Source organism: Brevundimonas sp. (assembly GCF_041911375.1).
GTDB lineage: Bacteria > Pseudomonadota > Alphaproteobacteria > Caulobacterales > Caulobacteraceae > Brevundimonas.
On the sequence record NZ_JAYRPA010000070.1, the window covers coordinates 1 to 17,686 of the forward strand.

General features: G+C 69.3%; 16 protein-coding genes. 11 read left to right on the plus strand and 5 right to left on the minus strand.

The genetic code is table 11. The annotated features are described in order from the left end of the window. Positions 1-1,781 (plus strand): primosomal protein N' (locus tag ACE3PU_RS12075; RefSeq protein ID WP_374390090.1); only part of this gene is annotated, 1,781 nt, incomplete at its 5' end. Here the strand turns inward: ACE3PU_RS12075 and ACE3PU_RS12080 are convergent. Continuing rightward, the gene (locus ACE3PU_RS12080; protein WP_374390092.1) at positions 1,778-2,173 is read right to left on the minus strand and encodes a Tat pathway signal protein; all 396 of its coding nucleotides are present in this window, start codon (positions 2,171-2,173) and stop codon (positions 1,778-1,780) included. The two genes, ACE3PU_RS12075 and ACE3PU_RS12080, sit on opposite strands and share 4 nt — an antisense overlap. 138 nt (positions 2,174-2,311) lie before the next feature. On the opposite strand from ACE3PU_RS12080, the gene ahcY reads away from it, so the two are divergent. From ahcY to ACE3PU_RS12095, 3 genes are all read left to right on the plus strand, one after another. Beyond that, positions 2,312-3,703 carry an adenosylhomocysteinase gene (gene ahcY / locus ACE3PU_RS12085; RefSeq protein ID WP_374390094.1) on the plus strand — a complete coding sequence of 464 codons (1,392 nt, stop codon included), beginning with the start codon at positions 2,312-2,314 and terminating at the stop codon, positions 3,701-3,703. Between the two features lie 24 nt (positions 3,704-3,727). After that, complete coding sequence (locus ACE3PU_RS12090) at positions 3,728-4,933, plus strand: NAD(P)/FAD-dependent oxidoreductase (RefSeq protein WP_374390096.1); 1,206 nt, start codon at positions 3,728-3,730, stop codon at positions 4,931-4,933. Positions 4,934-5,179: 246 nt separating this feature from the next. After that, entirely contained in the window at positions 5,180-5,509 is a 330-nt protein-coding gene (locus tag ACE3PU_RS12095; RefSeq protein ID WP_374390098.1) for a zf-TFIIB domain-containing protein, read from the plus strand. Between the two features lie 6 nt (positions 5,510-5,515). Here ACE3PU_RS12095 and ACE3PU_RS12100 read toward each other — a convergent pair whose 3' ends face one another. Continuing rightward, positions 5,516-7,234, minus strand: coding sequence for a hypothetical protein (locus ACE3PU_RS12100; RefSeq protein ID WP_374390100.1), 1,719 nt, complete (start codon positions 7,232-7,234; stop codon positions 5,516-5,518). A 201-nt stretch (positions 7,235-7,435) separates the two neighbouring features. On the opposite strand from ACE3PU_RS12100, the gene ACE3PU_RS12105 reads away from it, so the two are divergent. The 5 genes from ACE3PU_RS12105 (at position 7,436) to ACE3PU_RS12125 (ending at position 10,962) form a co-directional block, all read left to right on the plus strand. Continuing rightward, complete coding sequence (locus ACE3PU_RS12105; protein WP_374390102.1) at positions 7,436-8,140, plus strand: response regulator transcription factor; 705 nt, start codon at positions 7,436-7,438, stop codon at positions 8,138-8,140. Next, the gene (locus tag ACE3PU_RS12110) at positions 8,109-9,740 is read left to right on the plus strand and encodes an ATP-binding protein (RefSeq protein WP_374390104.1); all 1,632 of its coding nucleotides are present in this window, start codon (positions 8,109-8,111) and stop codon (positions 9,738-9,740) included. Before ACE3PU_RS12105 ends, ACE3PU_RS12110 begins: the two co-directional genes overlap by 32 nt. Further along, positions 9,737-10,165, plus strand: a complete 429-nt coding sequence (locus tag ACE3PU_RS12115) for an HPr kinase/phosphorylase (RefSeq protein ID WP_374390106.1) — start codon at positions 9,737-9,739, stop codon at positions 10,163-10,165. The genes ACE3PU_RS12110 and ACE3PU_RS12115 overlap by 4 nt, the downstream gene beginning before the upstream one ends. Positions 10,166-10,288: 123 nt before the next feature. Further along, positions 10,289-10,693: a PTS sugar transporter subunit IIA gene (locus ACE3PU_RS12120; protein ID WP_374390108.1), complete on the plus strand. Its 405-nt coding sequence runs from the start codon at positions 10,289-10,291 to the stop codon at positions 10,691-10,693. Further along, positions 10,690-10,962: an HPr family phosphocarrier protein gene (locus tag ACE3PU_RS12125; protein WP_374390110.1), complete on the plus strand. Its 273-nt coding sequence runs from the start codon at positions 10,690-10,692 to the stop codon at positions 10,960-10,962. Before ACE3PU_RS12120 ends, ACE3PU_RS12125 begins: the two co-directional genes overlap by 4 nt. 3 nt (positions 10,963-10,965) lie before the next feature. Here ACE3PU_RS12125 and ACE3PU_RS12130 read toward each other — a convergent pair whose 3' ends face one another. After that, positions 10,966-12,072: a phytase gene (locus ACE3PU_RS12130; RefSeq protein ID WP_374390112.1), complete on the minus strand. Its 1,107-nt coding sequence runs from the start codon at positions 12,070-12,072 to the stop codon at positions 10,966-10,968. A 250-nt stretch (positions 12,073-12,322) separates the two neighbouring features. On the opposite strand from ACE3PU_RS12130, the gene ACE3PU_RS12135 reads away from it, so the two are divergent. Together ACE3PU_RS12135 and lpdA are read left to right on the plus strand one after the other, a co-directional pair. Beyond that, on the plus strand, positions 12,323-14,647 hold the full coding sequence (locus ACE3PU_RS12135; protein WP_374390114.1) for a TonB-dependent receptor plug domain-containing protein: 2,325 nt from the start codon (positions 12,323-12,325) through the stop codon (positions 14,645-14,647). A gap of 201 nt (positions 14,648-14,848) precedes the next feature. Further along, a complete protein-coding gene (gene lpdA, locus ACE3PU_RS12140) occupies positions 14,849-16,255 on the plus strand; it encodes a dihydrolipoyl dehydrogenase (RefSeq protein ID WP_374390116.1) in 1,407 nt (468 codons plus the stop codon). Positions 16,256-16,262: 7 nt separating this feature from the next. Here lpdA and ACE3PU_RS12145 read toward each other — a convergent pair whose 3' ends face one another. Together ACE3PU_RS12145 and odhB are read right to left on the minus strand one after the other, a co-directional pair. After that, the gene (locus tag ACE3PU_RS12145) at positions 16,263-16,658 is read right to left on the minus strand and encodes a hypothetical protein (RefSeq protein WP_374390118.1); all 396 of its coding nucleotides are present in this window, start codon (positions 16,656-16,658) and stop codon (positions 16,263-16,265) included. A 107-nt stretch (positions 16,659-16,765) separates the two neighbouring features. Beyond that, positions 16,766-17,686: 2-oxoglutarate dehydrogenase complex dihydrolipoyllysine-residue succinyltransferase (odhB, locus tag ACE3PU_RS12150; protein ID WP_374390120.1), on the minus strand; the 921-nt coding region annotated here is incomplete at its 5' end.

Genomic DNA, 17,686 nt, shown 5'->3' on the forward strand with positions numbered 1-17,686 from the left:
CGGTGCTGGAGGCGCTGGGCGCGGGCGCGGCGACGGGCGCCGATCTGGCGCGCGCCGCGGGCGTCTCATCGGGCGTGGTCAAGGGCCTGATCGACGAAGGCGTGCTGGAGGTGTTCGAGACGGCGGCGGAGGCGGCCTTTGACGCGCCGGACCCCGATCATGCGCCCTCCACCCTGAACCCGGACCAGGCCGCAGCCGCCCGGGCGATCGCTGCGGGCGTGGCGGAACGGGCCTTCCGCCCCTTCCTGCTGGACGGGGTCACGGGCTCCGGCAAGACCGAAGCCTATCTGGAAGCCGTGGCGGCGACGCTGAAGCAGGACCCGACGGCGCAGATCCTGATCCTGCTGCCCGAGATCGCCCTGACCCAGGCCCTGATCGAACGGATCACGGCCCGGTTCGGCGCGGCGCCTGCGGAATGGCATTCCGGCGTCGCTCCGCCGCGCCGTCGGCAGGTGTGGGAGGCGGTCGTCGCCGGGCGCTGCAACATCGTGGTCGGCGCGCGTTCGGCCCTGTTCCTGCCCTTTGCCGGCCTGCGCCTGATCGTGGTGGACGAGGAGCACGACAGTTCGTTCAAACAGGAGGACGGGCTGGTCTATCACGGTCGCGACCTGGCGGTGGCTCGTGCGCGGATCGAGAGCGCGGCTGTGGTCCTGGCCTCGGCGACCCCGTCGCTGGAGACGCTGTGGAACGCGCGCCAGGGCCGTTACGGCTGGCTGAAGCTGCGGGCGCGGCACGGGGCGGCGGTGCTGCCCGAAATCGGGCTGCTGGACCTGCGCCAGAACCCGCCCGACCCCCAGACCTGGCTGTCCCAGCCGCTGCGCGAGGCCATCGGCGAGACGCTGGGCCGCCAGGAGCAGGTGCTGCTGTTCCTGAACCGGCGCGGCTACGCCCCCGTGGTGCTGTGCCGCGCCTGCGGGCATCGGCTGACGGCGCCGGACACCGACAGCTGGCTGGTCGAGCATCGCTACACCGGCCGGCTGGTCTGCCATCTGACCGGCTTCTCCATGCCGCGGCCGAAGTTTTGCCCGTCGTGCGGGGCCGAGGACAGTCTGGTTTCGGTCGGTCCCGGCGTCGAACGGGTCGAGGAAGAGGTGCGCCAGCTGTTCCCGCAGGCGCGCGTCGCCGTCTTCAGCTCCGACACCGTGCCGGACGGCAAGTCCGCCCACGCCCTGATCCAGAGCATGACGGAGGGCGACATCGACATCCTGGTCGCGACCCAGGCGGCGGCGAAGGGCCACAACTTCCCCGGCCTGACGCTGGTCGGGGTGGTGGATGCGGACCTGGGCCTGCGCGGCGGCGACCTCCGCGCGGCCGAGCGCACCTATCAGCTGCTGGCCCAGGCCACCGGCCGGGCGGGCCGCGCCGACAAGCCGGGACGCGCCCTGCTGCAGACCTGGACGCCCGAGCATCCCGTGCTGCAGGCGCTGGCGGCTGGCGACCGCGACGCCTTCGTGGAGGCCGAGATGGCCGAGCGCGAGATCGCCGCCCTGCCGCCCTACGGCCGTCTGGCGGCGATCATCCTGTCCAGCGAAAACGCGGCGGCGGTGGAGAAGGTCGCCAACGACCTGGCGCAGGCCATCCCCAACGCCGAGCGTCTGGAGGTCTATGGTCCCGCCGACGCGCCCCTGGCGCTGGTGCGCGGACGACGGCGCAAGCGGCTGCTGGTGCGGGCCGACCGCGATGTGGACATCCAGGGCTTCCTGCGCGCCTGGCTGAAGCGGGTGAAGGCGCCGGGGTCGGTGCGTCTGACGGTCGACGTCGATCCCTATTCCTTCCTCTAGACGGCCATCACGGTTCCCAGCAGGACGCGCGCGCCGGGGCGGCCCAGGGCGGTGTTGGCGGCGGTCTGCAGGGCGGCCGACAACTGGTCGATGTTGGGCGCCATGCCGGGGCGCAGGCCGTTGGCGAACTGCTGGGCGGCCGCGTTGAAGGCGGCGCGCACGCGCGGCGCGGACTGCTGGGCGCGGGCCCGCAGCGCGGCGTCCGGCACGTCCAGGCCGGTTTCGATCGACAGCACGCCGCGCCGGCCGTTGCCGTAGATCAGGCTGGCCGTGACGATCGGCAGGCGGAAATAGCTCTCTGCCGACGCCGCGGAGTCCCCGCCGGGCGCCGAGGCCTTGGCGGGGGTCGAAAGGGCGACGGCGGCGAGGCCGAGGAGGGCGCGACGATCCATGGCCCGCCACCAAGCACGACCGGCCTTAAGGTCGGGTTAGCCGTCGACCATATAAGGACATCCTTATGGGTTTGTTGCCCCCGGGCGACGGCCGGGGTATGAGGCCCGCAATCCGATCCATCGGCCAGGAGCTGAACCATGACCGACTACATCATCCGCGACATCTCCCTGGCCGACTGGGGCAAGAAGGAAATCGCCATCGCCGAGACCGAGATGCCGGGCCTGATGGCCCTGCGCGACGAGTTCGGCGCCGAGCAGCCGCTGAAGGGCGCCCGCATCGCCGGCAGCCTGCACATGACCATCCAGACGGCGGTGCTGATCCAGACGCTGGAAGCCCTGGGCGCCGAAGTGCGCTGGGCCTCGTGCAACATCTTCTCGACCCAGGACCACGCCGCCGCCGCCATCGCCGCCGCCGGCACCCCGGTCTTCGCCGTCAAGGGCGAGACGCTGGAGGAGTACTGGGACTACGCCCACAAAATCTTCGAATGGGCCGACGGCGGCTATCCGAACCTGATCCTGGACGACGGCGGCGACGCCACCCTGCTGTGCGTGCTGGGCCCCAAGGCCGAGAAGGATCCCTCGGTCCTCGACAAGCCGACCAATGAGGAAGAGGAAGCCCTCTACAAGGTCATGAAGCGGTACCTGAAGGAGAAGCCCGGCTTCTATTCGGCGATCCGCGACGCCATCGGCGGCGTGTCGGAAGAAACCACCACGGGCGTCCACCGCCTGTACCAGATGTCGGAACGCGGCGAGCTGCCGTTCCCGGCCATCAACGTCAACGACAGCGTCACCAAGTCCAAGTTCGACAACCTGTACGGCTGCCGTGAATCCCTGGTCGACGCCATCCGTCGCGGCACCGACGTGATGCTGTCGGGCAAGGTGGCGGTGGTCTGCGGCTACGGCGACGTGGGCAAGGGCTCGGCCGCCTCGCTGCGTCAGGGCGGCGCCCGCGTGATCGTCACCGAGATCGATCCGATCTGCGCCCTGCAGGCGGCGATGGAAGGCTATGACGTCCAGACCCTGGACGACGTAGCCGACAAGGCCGACATCTTCGTGACCGCCACCGGCAACAAGGACGTGATCACCGTCGATCACATGCGCCGGATGCGCAACAACGCCATCGTCTGCAACATCGGCCACTTCGACTCGGAAATTCAGGTCGCCGGCCTGAAGAACTTCAAGTGGGACGAGATCAAGCCGCAGGTCCACCACATCGAGTTCCCGGGCGGCAACAAGATCATCCTGCTGTCCGAAGGCCGCCTGGTGAACCTGGGCAACGCTACGGGCCACCCGTCCTTCGTGATGTCGGCTTCGTTCACCAACCAGACCCTGGCGCAGATCGAGCTCTGGACCAACAAGTCGGCCTATGAGACCAAGGTCTACACCCTGCCCAAGCACCTCGACGAGAAGGTCGCGGCCCTGCACCTGGGCAAGCTGGGCGCCAAGCTGACCGTGCTGAACAAGGAACAGGCCGATTACATCTCCGTGCCGGTCGACGGGCCGTTCAAGCCCGCGCACTACCGCTACTAGGACGCCCCATCCGGAGCCGGTCTCGTGAGCCGGGCGTCGGTCGACGTCCTGGTGGTCGGGGCCGGCGCCGCCGGCATGATGTGCGCCGTCGAGGCGGGGCGGCGCGGCCGTCGGGTGCTGGTCGTCGATCACGCGGCCAATCCCGGCGAGAAGATCCGCATCTCCGGCGGCGGGCGCTGCAACTTCACCAATCTGGGCTGCGGACCGGCGAACTTCCTGGGCGAGAACCCGCGGTTCGCCACCTCGGCTCTGCGCCGCTTCACCCAGCATGACTTCGTCAAGCGCGTGGACCGGGCCGGAATCGCCTGGCACGAGAAGACGCTGGGCCAGCTGTTCTGCGACGACAGCGCCAAACAGATCGTCCGCATGTTGGTCGATGACATGGCGGAGGCGGGCGCGACCCTCAGGATGAAGACCGGCGTGGATCGCCTGGCGCGCTCCGGCCACGGCTGGACGGCCGGCCTTTCGGACGGATCGGAGGTCCGGACCGCCTCCGTGGTCGTGGCCACCGGGGGCAAGTCGATCCCCAAGATGGGCGCGACGGGCTGGGCCTATGAGACGGCGCGCCAGTTCGGCCTGCGCGTCACCGACACCCGCCCGGCCCTGGTCCCCCTGACGTTCGAGGCGGGGCTGCTGGAGACGCTGACGCCGCTGGCGGGGCTGGCGGTGGACGCCCGGGTCGCGTCCGCGCCCGGCGAGAAGACGCGAAAGGCCGCGTTCAACGAGGCGATGCTGTTCACCCACAGGGGCCTCAGCGGACCGGCGATCCTCCAGATCAGCTCCTACTGGCGCGAGGGCGAGGCGATCGTGGCGGCGATGGCGCCGGGGCGCGACGTGTTCGAGGAGCTGAAGCGGGCCCGCACCGACAACGGGCGCCAGGCGATCCACACCGCGCTGGGCCACATCGTGCCGCGCCGACTGGCCGAAAGCCTGTGCGAACGCGAGGGCGTCGCCGGCAATCTGGCCGACGTGTCGGACAAGGCGCTCCGCAGGCTGGACCAGGCGGTCAACGGCTGGACGGTCAAGCCCGTCGGCTCGGAAGGCTATCGCACGGCCGAGGTGACCCTGGGCGGGGTCGACACCGCCGCTCTGGACCAGCAGACCTTGGCCGCGAAGTCGGCGCCGGGTCTGTATTTCATCGGCGAGGCGGTCGACGTGACCGGCTGGCTGGGCGGCTATAACTTCCAGTGGGCGTGGTCGTCGGGCTGGGCCGCCGGCCAGGCGTGCTGACCGGCGGGATCGACCAAGGTCCTGTGGCGCCGCGACGCATGGCGCGCGGGGCGGGGGGCGCCTAGCTTGGAGTTTGCGGGACGGGCCCCTCTGGCGTCGCGCCGGCTAGGAACACCTTCCCTCTTCCGAACCGGACGCGACGCGATGTCGGACCGCTGGGGACGCTGCACGCGGTCGGGCCAAGCGCCTGTCCTTCCCCTAAGGGACCGCGTCGGCGCCCCCACCCCTTTTTCTCAAGGACGCCCGATGCCTCTTCTGATGTGCCCCAACGACAACGCCGCGATGCAGACGCTGGAGCGCGGCGGCGTCCAGTTCGACATGTGCCCGACCTGCCGGGGCGTCTGGCTGGACCGCGGCGAACTCGAGAAGCTGATGGCCACGGCCACCGAGGAAGGCCGCGCGTCGGCGCCGGCACCGCAGGCTCAGCCCCAGGCCTATGCGCCGCCGCCTCAGCCCCAACCCTGGGGCGCCCAGCCGTATCGCGACGACCGCCGGTACAAGGACGATCGCTACCGCGACGACGACTACCGCTACAAAAAGAAGAAGCGCGACAGCATCTTCGACATCTTCGACTGACGCGGTTCAGGCCGCGACGCCGGCGGACTGCATCAGCCCTTTCAGGGCCGCGACCTCGTTCGGCGCGGCGTCCAGGGCGGCGCGGGTCTCCGGCGTCCGCAGCAGCTTGACCGCCTCCGACCTGGCGCGGTTCGCCGCCGGGCCAAGGGGCGCGGCCTCGCCGACGGCCAGTCGCAGCAGGGCGTTCAGCTTCTGGATCGGGCCGACCGACGCCCGCGCAATCTGGGCGCTGAGGCCCACGTCGGCCTCCAGCGCGCCGCCGACGGCGCCGACGGCCTCGATGATCTGGCGCTGCTCCAGTTCGCCCAGCTGGGCGGCGCGCACCGAGCGCTGAAGCCGGGCCAGCGCCGCCAGCTTCTGGGAGGGACTGGGGCCGGCGGGCGTCGCCTGACGCATCTCGGTCTCGAAGCGCAGCGAGGTGACGCAGGCCGACAGCCAGCGCGCCGCCGCCCGCTTGTTGGCGCCGCCGGTCACGTTCTCGCACAGGCGCGTCAGGTGCTCCGCCTCGGCTAGCACAGTCTCGCAGTTCTTGACGTAGGCGGCGACGAAGTCCGCCGTGACCAGCGCCTTGGAGCGGTCGACGAAGGCGGTCTGGACCTCGTCCAGCGACAGCAGCCGGCTTGAGGCGGCCGTCAGGGTCATGGCCAGGACGCGCAGGATGTCGATTTCGCCCTCGGGGTCATTGGGCCGCAGGCGGCGCGAACTGGACAGCTCGCGCAGCACCATCCGGGCCAGGGCCGCGGCCAGCAGCGGGAATTCGCCCGCCGACAGGCGCTGGGCCAGGCGCGCGGCCGGTCCCTCGATGGCGGGCGTCATCAGCGCCATGCGCGGGTCGCGGGCCAGCAGGGCGTCGACCTCACGCGGCGCCACCATGCGTACGACGGCCGCCAGATTGGCCCCCTGGTCCAACGCCGGGCCGAGGATGTCGGCCAGGGCGGAGCGGACGGCCAGCATTTCGGCGGCGATCTGTTCGACGGCGACCACGACCAGGGCGCGGGGCGGACCCTCGGCCGGCGCCGCGTCGATCAGGTCCATCAGCAGGTCCAGCCGCTCGCGCGCCCCGCGCGCGTCGCGAAGCGCGCCGGCGACGGCTCCGCCCATGATGAAGGCGCGATCCGGCGTTCCGCCCAGCCGATGCGCCAGATCGGCGACGGAGCGTTCCGACAGGTCCGGAAACTGTCCGGCCCGCCCGGCCTTGAGCAGGCGGGCGATCGTCGCCTCGGCCAGCCGCTGGTAGTGGCGCATCATGCCGTGCAGATCCTGGCCGGTCGCCTGGCTTTCGGGCACGGCGACCTTCTGGATGGCGTGCTGCAACTCGATGCCGGAGGCTTCCAGGCGTTCGGCCAGATCGGGTCGGTGAAGCAGTTCGAAGGCGGTCACGCCCTGGCGCCGCAGCCATTCCTCCAGCACCCGGCCGACCAGGACGCGGGCGTGGGGGGAATACAGCTCCGCGGGGCTGCCGCAGGCCGGGCGGGGCGCGGTCTCCACCGCCTTCTTCTTCTTCGGCTCGGGCGCGCCCAACTCCAGGATGGTCAGGCTGCTGAACGCCATGGTGTCGGGGTCCATCGTCTCCTTGCAGACGCGAACGGCCGCCGCCAGCCGGTCGGCCATCTGGTCCTCGGCCGTCTCGATGGCGTGTTTGCGGCTCTCGGTCGCGATGAGCAGCGACCACGCCGAGGGCGCGGTCTTTCGGACATAGACTTCGTAATGGATCGGGCCGGCCATGCCCCCAGACTGGCGACAAGGCTTTAAGGCGAGGTTTGCGCGGGCGAAATTCGGGCGGCCAAAGGGCGAAAGCCGCCTTGAACGTTGAAAAAGGGAGAGTGGCGGCCCATCTCTCATGGCCCTAATGTCAACGCGATCGAACGGTTACGCTTGCCGTGCGTTCACGCTTGCGGGAACGGGAAAGTTCAGGAGAGAAGGCCCTTGGCGAACATCACCCTGGTCGATGACGACGAGAACATCGTGGCCTCCGTCTCGCTGGCCCTGGAAAGCCACGGACACAAGATCACGGCCTATCACGACGGAGCCGCCGGCCTGGCTGCGCTGGAGAGCGAGCCGCCGGACCTTGCGATCCTGGACGTGAAGATGCCCCGCATGGACGGGATGGAGGTGCTGCGCCGCCTGCGCCAGACCTCGCAGATCCCGGTCATCATGCTGACGTCCAAGGACGAGGAGATCGACGAGATCCTCGGCTTCAACCTCGGCGCCGACGACTACATCCACCAGCCTTTCAGCCAGCGTCTGCTGATCGAGCGGGTCAAGGCGCTGCTGCGCCGCACCGGCGCCGACGGCGGCGAGGCCGAGCCTTCGGCCGAAGTCTCGGGCAAGGCGATCAAGCGCGGCAAGCTGACCATGGACCCGGCCCGTCACGAGAGCACCTGGGACGGCAAGGCGGTCAAGCTGACGGTCACCGAATTCCTGCTGTTGCAGGCCCTGGCCCAGCGCCCCGGCTTCGTGAAGAGCCGCGACAACCTGATGGACGCCGCTTACGACGACCAGGTCTATGTCGACGACCGCACCATCGACAGCCACGTGAAGCGGATGCGCAAGAAGTTCCGCGTCGTGGATCCGGAGTTCGACGCGATCGAGACCCTGTATGGCGTCGGCTACCGCTACCGCGAGAGCTGACCCCCCCGGGCGCGAGCCCGAGGACGAGACGTCTTCCCGCCGGCGGCCGTTCCGCTTCGGCGGCTCGCGGCTGGGCGGCTTCATCCTGGCGCTCAATCTTCTCAGCCTGCTGATCCTGTTCGGCGGGGCGCTGGCGCTGAACGAGTGGACGCGCGGGCTGGTCGATGCGCGCCAGGAGTCCCTGACCGTCCAGGCCGAGCTTCTGGCCAACGTCCTGCGCGAGGAGGGGGTCACGCGCGGCGAACCGACGCCTGAACTGGATCTGCAGCGCGCGTCGATCTGGCTGTCGGATCGGTTCATTCCAGCCGGCCAGCGGGTGCGGCTTTACGACAGCAACGGCATTCTGGTGGTCGACAGCTATCAGGTGACGGAGGCGATCGGCGGCGAACCGCTGGCGCCCGCGCGTCCCGCCGGCGCGCCTGTCCCGGACGACTCCCGCGCCAAGGCGCGCGCCGAGCGCAACGCGACCCAGGCCGAGGCGGAGGTCGCCGCCGAAGTGAACGCGGCGCTGGAGGGTCGCTCTCTGGTCACCGTGCGTCGGGACGAAACGGGCGACCGGGTCGTGTCAGTGACCATCCCCGTGCGCCATGTCAGCCAGGTCCTGGGCGCGCTGACGCTGGAAGCGGGCAATGTCGACGAAATCCTGGGCGCGCAACGCCGCGCCCTGGTGCCGTTCGCCCTGGTGGCGCTGGGCGTCAATCTTCTGGCGTCGCTTCTGCTGCATCTGTTCGTGGCCCGGCCGATCCTGCGCCTGTCGGCGGCCGCGGATCAGGTCAAGCTGCAGCGCGCGCGCGCCATCTCATTGCCCGATCTGGAGGAGCGCCGCGACGAGATCGGCGACCTGGCGCGGTCCCTGGAATCCATGACCGACACCCTGTCCACGCGCATGGACGCCATCGAGCGCTTCGCCGCCGACGTGTCGCACGAGATCAAGAATCCCCTGACCTCGATCCGCTCGGCGCTGGAGACCCTGCCGCTGGTCAAGACCGACGCCCAGCGCGAACGGCTGACCGCCCTGCTGCAACAGGACGTGCGCCGACTGGATCGACTGATCACCGACATCTCCAACGCCTCGCGGCTGGATGCGGAGCTGTCGCGCGACCGGCCGCGTTCCGTCGATCTGGGCCGGCTGGTGGCCGACATCGTCGGCATCTACGAGACGACCGCCAAGCCCGGCGACGTCCCGGTGCGTTTCGCCGCGCCCGATGCGCCGGTGCGCGTCCAGGGCCGCGACGGCCCGCTGGGCCAGGTCGTTCGCAACCTGATCGACAACGCGCGCTCGTTCAGTCCGGCCGGCGGCGCGGTGACCGTCGCCCTGCTGGAGGTCGAGGACGATCTGCCCGTCCGCATCCGGGTCGAAGACGTCGGCCCCGGCATACCGCCCGACAATCTGGAGACGGTGTTCGAGCGATTCTACACCTCCCGGCCCAAGGGGGCGGCCTTCGGCTCCAACTCGGGCCTGGGCCTGTCGATCGTGCGCCAGATCGTGGAAGCCCACGGCGGCCGGGTCTGGGCCGAGAACCGCCTGGGCGACGACGGCCAGGTCGCGGGCGCCCGGTTCGAGATCGCTCTGCCGGCCGCCGGCGGACGGCGGGGGTGACCCCGCCGCCGCCCGTCCACGCCTCGACGGTGGCCGTCCGTCGGCGCGGCGAATGGCTGGCGGTCGCGGTGCTGGGGCCGTCGGGCGCGGGCAAGAGCGACCTGGCGCTGCGCCTGATGGGGCGCGGCTGGCGGCTGATCAGCGACGACTACACCCTGATGTGGGCCTCGGGCGGGGCCGTCTACGCCACGGCGCCCGACCGGATCGCCGGCCGGATCGAGGCGCGGGGGGTGGGAATCGTGTCCGCAGCGACACGGCCGATCGCGCGCGTGGCCCTGGCCGTCACGCTTGTCCCGGAAGCCGTCGACCGCCTTCCGGAGCCGCAGTTCCGGCGTTTCGCGGGGGTGGAGGTGCCCCTGCTGGCGCTGGATCCGCGGCCGGCCTCGGCGGTCGAGATGGTCGCAGCGGCGCTCGAAAGGGTTTGAACCGGCGCGCAACGGGTCTATGACAGCCGCCTTGCGGTTCCGATCGGACGCGGCCGGGCTCCCATCCGGTCGGGGGAACGTCCGGGGACGACGCTTCGGGACGGGGATGCGAGTGAAGTCCTTATGATCGGTCTGGTCATCGTCACCCACGGGGGGCTGGCCTCTGAGTTCCTTTCGGCGATGGAGCACGTGGTCGGCCCGCAGCGCGGGGTCGCGGCCATCTGCATCGGGCCGGAAGACGACATGGAGCGCCGCCGCCGCGACATCGTCGACGCCGCCGCCGCCGTCGACGACGGCGAAGGCGTCATTCTGCTGACCGACATGTTCGGCGGCACGCCGTCCAACCTGGCCATTTCGGTGATGGAGCAGACCCACGCCGAGGTCATCGCCGGCCTGAACCTGCCCATGCTGATCAAGCTGGCCAGTGTGCGCGGCCGCGAGACGCTGGAGGCCTGCGTCGCCCACGCCCAGGACGCGGGACGGAAATACATCTCGGTGGCTTCGTGGGTGCTCGCGGGCGAGAAATGACCGAGACGGCCACGCTGAACATCTGCAACGCGCGGGGACTGCACGCCCGCGCCTCGGCCAAGTTCGTCAAGCTGGCCTCAAGCTTCGAGAGCGACATCAAGGTGACGCGGGACGGCGTGACCGTGGACGCGCGCTCGATCATGGGGCTGCTGATGCTGGGCGCCGGCATCGGCTGCGACATCGAGGTCAGCGCCGAGGGCCCCGATGCGCCCGAGGCGATCGAGGCCCTGACCGACCTGGTCGGTCGAAAGTTCGACGAGGACCAGTAGGGCCTAGAGCCCCAGGGCGGCGCGGATGTCGCGCCAGTCGACGTATTTGAAGTTCTGGGTGCCGGTGTCGTTGACGTCGTCCTGAACGACCACCAGACCCGCCGGGAACGGCCCCACCTGGCCGCTGGCCGCCGCCAGGCCGTCGGTGCCGGTCACCCCGTCCACCACGCCGTCCACGACCACGAACCGACCCTTGTATTCGGGCGCCGCGCCGTCGATGCGCCAGACGGGGAAGGTCGAGTCGCCCTGGCTGGAGCCGATCAGATAGCGTCTGTCCCCGTCCGTGATCGTGGTCAGGCCTTCGGCGTCGGCGACCAGCACGCCGGGGGCGATCGGCTGGACCAGGGTGCGCGCCGCGCCCGACGCCGGGTCCAGGCCATAGCGCCAGACGCCGACGTTCTCCTCGGCGATGTAGAGGGCGTTCGTCGCCTCATCGACGGCGCAGCCTTCGGAGATGGTGCCGATCTCGGCGCGGCGCACCTCGCGCGCGACGGGCGCTCCGGCCGCGTCGGCGGTCAGGACGAACTGGCGCAGTTCGCCTTCGTGGCCGACCAGCACGGCGTGGATCTCGTCGCCGCGCTTGCCGAAGCAGAAGCCGTAGGGTTCGATCACGTCGGTCTTGATGGAGCCCCAGTAGCGCACGCCGTTGTCGCCGGTCCCGGCCGGGTCGAACAGATAAAGCGCCACCCCCGTCTTGCCCGGCGTCCGGTCGCTGGCGCCCAGGACCAGTTGGGGCTTGCCGCCGACCGTCAGGCCCTGGACCAGGTCGACGTTGTTCAGCAGGCCCTCGGGCATGAACTGCAGGATCCGGCCATCGAAGCCGTAGATGTAGAGACCCGACTTCTTGTCCGTGCCGGCGACGAAGCCCGGCGTCGACTGGCCCATGACGGTCACGGGGCTCGCCGACGCCCAGACGGCCGGATCGTCGGCCGCGTCGTCGCCCACGGTGCCGACCGACGGCGTCTCCAGCACCGCCATGACCGGCGCGCCTTCGCCGACGAAGCCTTCGCCTTCGCCCTGGAAGTCGACCTCGTAGGTCGCGCACGCCGCCAGCAGGGCCATCATGGAAGCAGCGGCGGCCAGGCGGGCGGCGGAACGGAACGTCGGCATCAGGGTCCCCTGCGTCTGAAAACGTCGGCGCCCTGATCATGGCGCCACGACCCCAGGTCAACGGCGCGCGCATGACGATTTGAGCGCGGTTCGGTGACGATCGCTCAGGCGCCGGACCAATCGTCGCCCGGGCGTCGAAAATTCTCGATCTCCGTGTCGTCGAACCGTCGCTTCCGAGACACCGGCGCAAGCTAAGCGGGCCGCCCATCGGCCGAGGCGAAATATCGCTGGCCTTCGGGGATCATCGAACATGAAGATCAATCTGCTGATGGGCGCCGCCCTGGCCCCTCTGGCTCTGGCGCTTCCGGCCTTCGCCGCCGACGTCGCCGCTGACGCCGTCGCTGCTCAGCCCGCGGACACGGCCCCGGTCACCTCGCTGGAGGAGGTGATCGTCACCGGCGAGCCGGCCATGCGCAATCGCACCGACGACGTCGTGCCGACCCTGTCCTACGACCTGGACTATTTCCAGCGCTTCGAGCCGCTGACCGCCGGCGACGCCCTCAAGCGCGTGCCCTCGGTGACCTTCCTGTCCGACGTTCTGGAATCCGACGGCGTCCGCATCCGCGGCCTGGATTCGGCCTATACCCAGATCCTGATCAACGGCGAGCGCGTTCCCGGCGCGAACCTGGACCGCTCCTTCTTCGTCGACCGCATCCCCGCCGAACTGATCGAGCGGGTCGAGGTCGTCCGCTCGTCTTCGGCCAACCGCTCGGGCGACGCGGTCGCCGGCGCCATCAACATCGTGCTGCGTGACGCCATGTCGCTGGACGGCGGCTATGTCCGCCTGGGCGCGCTGAAGTGGGAAGACAGCCCGTACGGCGAATGGGGCGGCACCTACGGCGCCGTCTGGGGCGGCCAGGTCGGCCCGGGCCGCCTGCTGATCGGCGGCAACATCCAGGACCGCCGCAATCCCAAGCAGAAGTTCTCGGAACGCTATGAGGAGCCGGGCGGAGAGCTGACCGACACCGAGGCCCAGACCGACACGCGCGACGGCACCGACTATTCCGCCAACCTGTCGTATGAAATGCCGGTCGCCGGCGGAAACCTGGAGCTGAGCGGCGTCTTCGTCCGCACCGATCGCGTCCAGGACGAAAGCTCGATCGAATACGACGAGGGCGACATCGACGACGTCGCCAAGATCAACGAGAACCCGCTCGACATCCTGACGGACAACTGGTCGGTCAACGGCCGCTACGAGCGCGAGATGCTGGGCGGCAAAACGACCTTCAAGCTGGGCTACGCCACCATCGACGACGAGCAGTTCGAGCAGGAAGAGGAACTGGACGTCGGCGACGAGGTGATCGAGGGCGAACGCACCCGCACCAACGTCACGGACGAGGAAATCCAGGCCGCGATCGAGCACAAGATCGAGCTGAGCGGCGGCATGGAGGTGGAGTTCGGCGTCCAGTATTCGAAGAAGGACCGCGACACCTCGGTCTTCTCGGCCGAAGCCGAGGTCGAGGACGAGCCGGCCTTCCGCGCCCTGCTGGACAGCGAATACGAAGACTTCGAGGCCGTCGACGGCGGGGTCAACACGACCGAGGAAACCCGCATCGACCCCTACATCATGCTGTCGGGCGAGAACGGTCCGGCCAAGTGGGAAGCCGGCCTGCGTTACGAGACGACCGACTTCTCGATCACCGACGAGACGGTGGACGCCGACGACCGCACCAACGACAAGGACTATGGCGTCCTGCTGCCGTCCGCGAGCGTGCGCCTCAGGCTGTCGGACAGCGACCGGATCACCGCCTCGGTGGCCCGCACGGTGCGCCGTCCGAACTTCGACTTCCTGTCGCCGGCCGTGCTGGGCGGCGAGTACGGCGACAACGACTTCATCGGCAATCCCGACCTTGAGCCGGAAACGGCCTGGGGCGCGGACCTGGGCTTCGAGCGTCGTCTGGGCCGTCGCGGCGTGATCGGCGTCAACGCCTTCTATCGCGACATCACCGACCTGATCGAACTGACCAACACCGGCGCCTATTCCGAGACGGCGCTGGAGGATTACGAGGACGCCATCGACGACGGCGCCACGCCGGAGGAAGCGGCCGAGGAGCTGGTCTCCTACGTCCTGACCGCCGAGAACGTCGGCGACGGCCAGGTCTGGGGCGTCGAGTTCGACCTGTCGACACCGCTGGACTTCATCGGCATGGAGCACACGGGCGTGTTCCTGAACTACTCCTGGCTGGACAGCTCGGTCGAGGACTTCCTGGGCGACCGTCGCTTCAACTCGCAGTCGGACTATGTCTTCAACGTGGGCTTCACCCAGGACATCCCGACCTGGGGCGCGGCCTTCGGCGCCACCTATCGCAAGCAGGGCGACGCGGCGAGCCGCATCGTCGGCGAGGAGGTCGTCACCTCCTACGGCGGCGACCTGGAGGTCTTCGTCGAGAAGCAGGTCGCCTCGAACGTGGTGATCCGCTTCACCGGTTCGAACCTGCTGGACTCGTCCAAGGACGAGGTGTTCGACAAGTTCAACACCATCGAGGACCAGATCGATCGCGACTACGACGAGTACGAGATCGAGACGGAGAAGTCCGGTCCGTGGTTCCAGGTCGTGGCCCGCGTCGCCTTCTGAGGCTGTCGCCCGGGTGAAGCGAAGGGCCGGACGGCGACGTCCGGCCCTTTCGTTTTTTACGCAGACCCCCTCCAAAGGTCGCGTTCGCCGCCCCATATGGAGCCTGACGGTTGACCCCGGCGGGTCGGCTGCCTAAGCCCGCCCAGAACGCGCCCGGCACGTCTCGGGCGTCTCCCACGCGCCTGTTCGATCGAGGATATCATGGCCGAAGCCGCTGCTCCCTACGACGTCGTCATCATCGGCGGAGGGCCCGGCGGCTACAACGCCGCGATCCGCGCGGGCCAGCTGGGGCTGAAGGTCGCCTGCGTCGAGATGCGCGCCACCCTGGGCGGCACCTGCCTGAACGTCGGCTGCATGCCGTCGAAGGCCCTGCTGCACGCCTCCGAGCTGTGGGACGCCGCCAACGGCGAATTCGCCAAGATCGGCATCGAGGTCCAGCCGAAGCTGAACCTGGGCCAGATGCACAAGGCCAAGGACGACAGCGTCACCGCCCTGACTAAGGGGATCGAGTTCCTGTTCAAGAAGAACAAGGCCGAATGGATCAAGGGCAAGGGCAGGATCACGGGCAAGGGCAAGGTCGAGGTGACCGCCGCCGACGGCTCGGTCCAGACGCTGGAAGCGAAGAACATCGTCATCGCCACCGGCTCGGAGCCCACCCCGCTGCCGGGCGTCGCCTTCGAGGACGGCAAGGTGATCGATTCCACCGGCGCCCTGTCTTTGCCGGCCGTGCCGAAGAAGCTGATCGTGATCGGCGCCGGCATCATCGGCCTGGAGCTGGGTTCGGTCTGGCGTCGTCTGGGCGCCGAGGTGACGGTGGTCGAATTCCTGGACCGCATCACGCCCGGCATGGACACCGAGGTCGCCACCGCCTTCCAGCGCACCCTGACCAAACAGGGCATGACGTTCAAGCTGGGCTCCAAGGTCACGGGCGCGAAGTCGGTCAAGGACGGGGTCGAGCTGACGGTCGAGCCTTCGGCCGGCGGCGCGGCGGAAACGCTCAAGGGCGACGTGGTCCTGGTCGCCATCGGCCGTCGTCCCTACACCGAGGGTCTGGGTCTGGAGACTGTCGGCGTCACGCCGGACAAGCGCGGCTTCATCGACCATGATCACTTCAAGGTCGCGGACGGCGTCTGGGTGATCGGCGACGTGACCCACGGCCCGATGCTGGCCCACAAGGCGGAAGAGGACGCCGTGGCCGTCATCGACACCATCGCGGGCAAGTACGGCCACGTCGACTACGCCCTGGTGCCCAGCGTGGTCTACACCTTCCCCGAGGTGGCCTGGGTCGGCCAGACCGAGGATCAGTTGAAGGCGGCCGGCGTCGCCTACAAGAAGGGCAAGTTCCCCTTCACCGCCAACAGCCGCGCCAAGATCAACCACGAGACCGACGGTTTCGTGAAGGTTCTGGCCGACGCCGCCACCGACAAGGTGCTGGGCGTCCACATCATGGGGCCGCAGGCCGGCGAGATGATCCACGAGGCCGCCATCACCATGAGCTTCGGCGGCGCCTCGGAAGACATCGCCCGCACCTGCCATGCCCACCCGACCCGTTCGGAAGCCGTCCGTCAGGCGGCCATGGACGTCGAAGGCTGGATGATGCAGGCCTGATCGGCCTTCAGGTCAGTACGCCCAGCAGCGGCAGGCACAGGACGGCGGCGGTCGCCATCGTATAGGCCGCGAAGGCGTCCACTGATCTGCGCCGGCCGTTGTCGGCGACCGCCTCGCGCGGTCGCATCCAGCGCGCTGCCCAGATCAGATAGGCCGCCTGGATGACCCAGCCGGCCAGAAACGCCAGGACGGCCCAGGCGCTGAGCAGGGCGAGCGTGGCGCCCGCCACCAGCACGAGAATCCCCCCCAGGGCGATGACGATGTCGGCCGCCTGTTCCGCCAGGCTGGGGGACAGGAAGCCGGGCAGGGCGCGCTGTATGCGCCAGTTGGTCCAGGCCTGATACAGAAGCATCAGCCCGCCCATCACATAGAAGACCCCGATCGCGCGCGCCGCCCACTCCATGGCGAGAATATGGCCACGAAATTACGTGGATGTAATCGGGCAAATTGAATGAGGGCGGCGATCCCTGCGAACCGCCGCCCTCAAGACACAATCGTTGATATGTGACCTTACAAGTCCAGCAGGGCCCGCTGCGGATCCTCCAGCAGTTCCTTGACGCGGACCAGGAAGGTCACGGCTTCCTTGCCGTCGACGATGCGGTGGTCGTAGCTGAGGGCCAGGTACATCATCGGGCGGATCTTGACCTCGCCGTTGATGGCCATCGGGCGCTGGACGATGTTGTGCATGCCCAGGATGCCCGACTGCGGCGCATTCAGGATCGGCGTGGACATCAGCGACCCATAGGTGCCGCCGTTGGTGATGGTGAAGGTGCCGCCCTGCAGCTGGTCCATCGTCAGGTCGCCGTCGCGAGCGGCCTTGCCCAGGGCGGCGATGCCCTTCTCGATGCCGGCCAGGGTCAGCGTGTCGGCGTCACGCAGCACCGGCACCACCAGGCCCTTGTCGGTGCCGACGGCGATGCCGATGTCGTAGTGGTTCTTGTAGATGATGTCCGTGCCGTCGATCTCGGCGTTGACGGCCGGGATCTCGTGCAGGGCGGCCACCACGGCCTTGGTGAAGAAGGACATGAAGCCCAGCTTCACGCCGTGGCGCTTCTCGAACGTGTCCTTGTACTGGGTGCGCAGGGCCATGACGTTGGTCATGTCCACCTCGTTGAAGGTGGTCAGCTGTGCGGCGGTGTTCTGCGACTCCTTCAGGCGACGGGCGATGGTCTGACGCAGGCGCGTCATCTTCACCCGCTCCTCGCGCGGACCCACTTCGCGCGGGGCCGAAGGCGCGGCGGCCGGGGCGGGCGCCGACGACTGGCCGATGGCGGCGATGGCGTCGGCCTTGGTGATGTTGCCCTTGGGGCCGGTCGCGGCGATCGACTTCGGATCCAGGTTGTTCTCGGCGACGACGCGCTGGACGGCCGGGGACAGGGTTTCGTTCTTGGCGCCCGAAGCCTGGGCCGAGCCGGTGCTGGCGGGCGCCGC

Bases quoted from the DNA above. Each gene is read 5' to 3' on its own strand.
- ACE3PU_RS12125 (WP_374390110.1), top strand. From the start codon at position 10,690: ATGACCGAGACGGCCACGCTGAACATCTGCAACGCGCGGGGACTGCAC.
- ACE3PU_RS12080 (WP_374390092.1), bottom strand. From the start codon at position 2,173: ATGGATCGTCGCGCCCTCCTCGGCCTCGCCGCCGTCGCCCTTTCGACC.
- ACE3PU_RS12145 (WP_374390118.1), bottom strand. From the start codon at position 16,658: ATGGAGTGGGCGGCGCGCGCGATCGGGGTCTTCTATGTGATGGGCGGG.
- ACE3PU_RS12110 (WP_374390104.1), top strand. From the start codon at position 8,109: ATGGCGTCGGCTACCGCTACCGCGAGAGCTGACCCCCCCGGGCGCGAG.
- ACE3PU_RS12095 (WP_374390098.1), top strand. From the start codon at position 5,180: ATGCCTCTTCTGATGTGCCCCAACGACAACGCCGCGATGCAGACGCTG.
- ahcY (WP_374390094.1), top strand. From the start codon at position 2,312: ATGACCGACTACATCATCCGCGACATCTCCCTGGCCGACTGGGGCAAG.
- ACE3PU_RS12135 (WP_374390114.1), top strand. From the start codon at position 12,323: ATGAAGATCAATCTGCTGATGGGCGCCGCCCTGGCCCCTCTGGCTCTG.
- lpdA (WP_374390116.1), top strand. From the start codon at position 14,849: ATGGCCGAAGCCGCTGCTCCCTACGACGTCGTCATCATCGGCGGAGGG.
- ACE3PU_RS12100 (WP_374390100.1), bottom strand. From the start codon at position 7,234: ATGGCCGGCCCGATCCATTACGAAGTCTATGTCCGAAAGACCGCGCCC.
- ACE3PU_RS12130 (WP_374390112.1), bottom strand. From the start codon at position 12,072: ATGCCGACGTTCCGTTCCGCCGCCCGCCTGGCCGCCGCTGCTTCCATG.
- ACE3PU_RS12120 (WP_374390108.1), top strand. From the start codon at position 10,289: ATGATCGGTCTGGTCATCGTCACCCACGGGGGGCTGGCCTCTGAGTTC.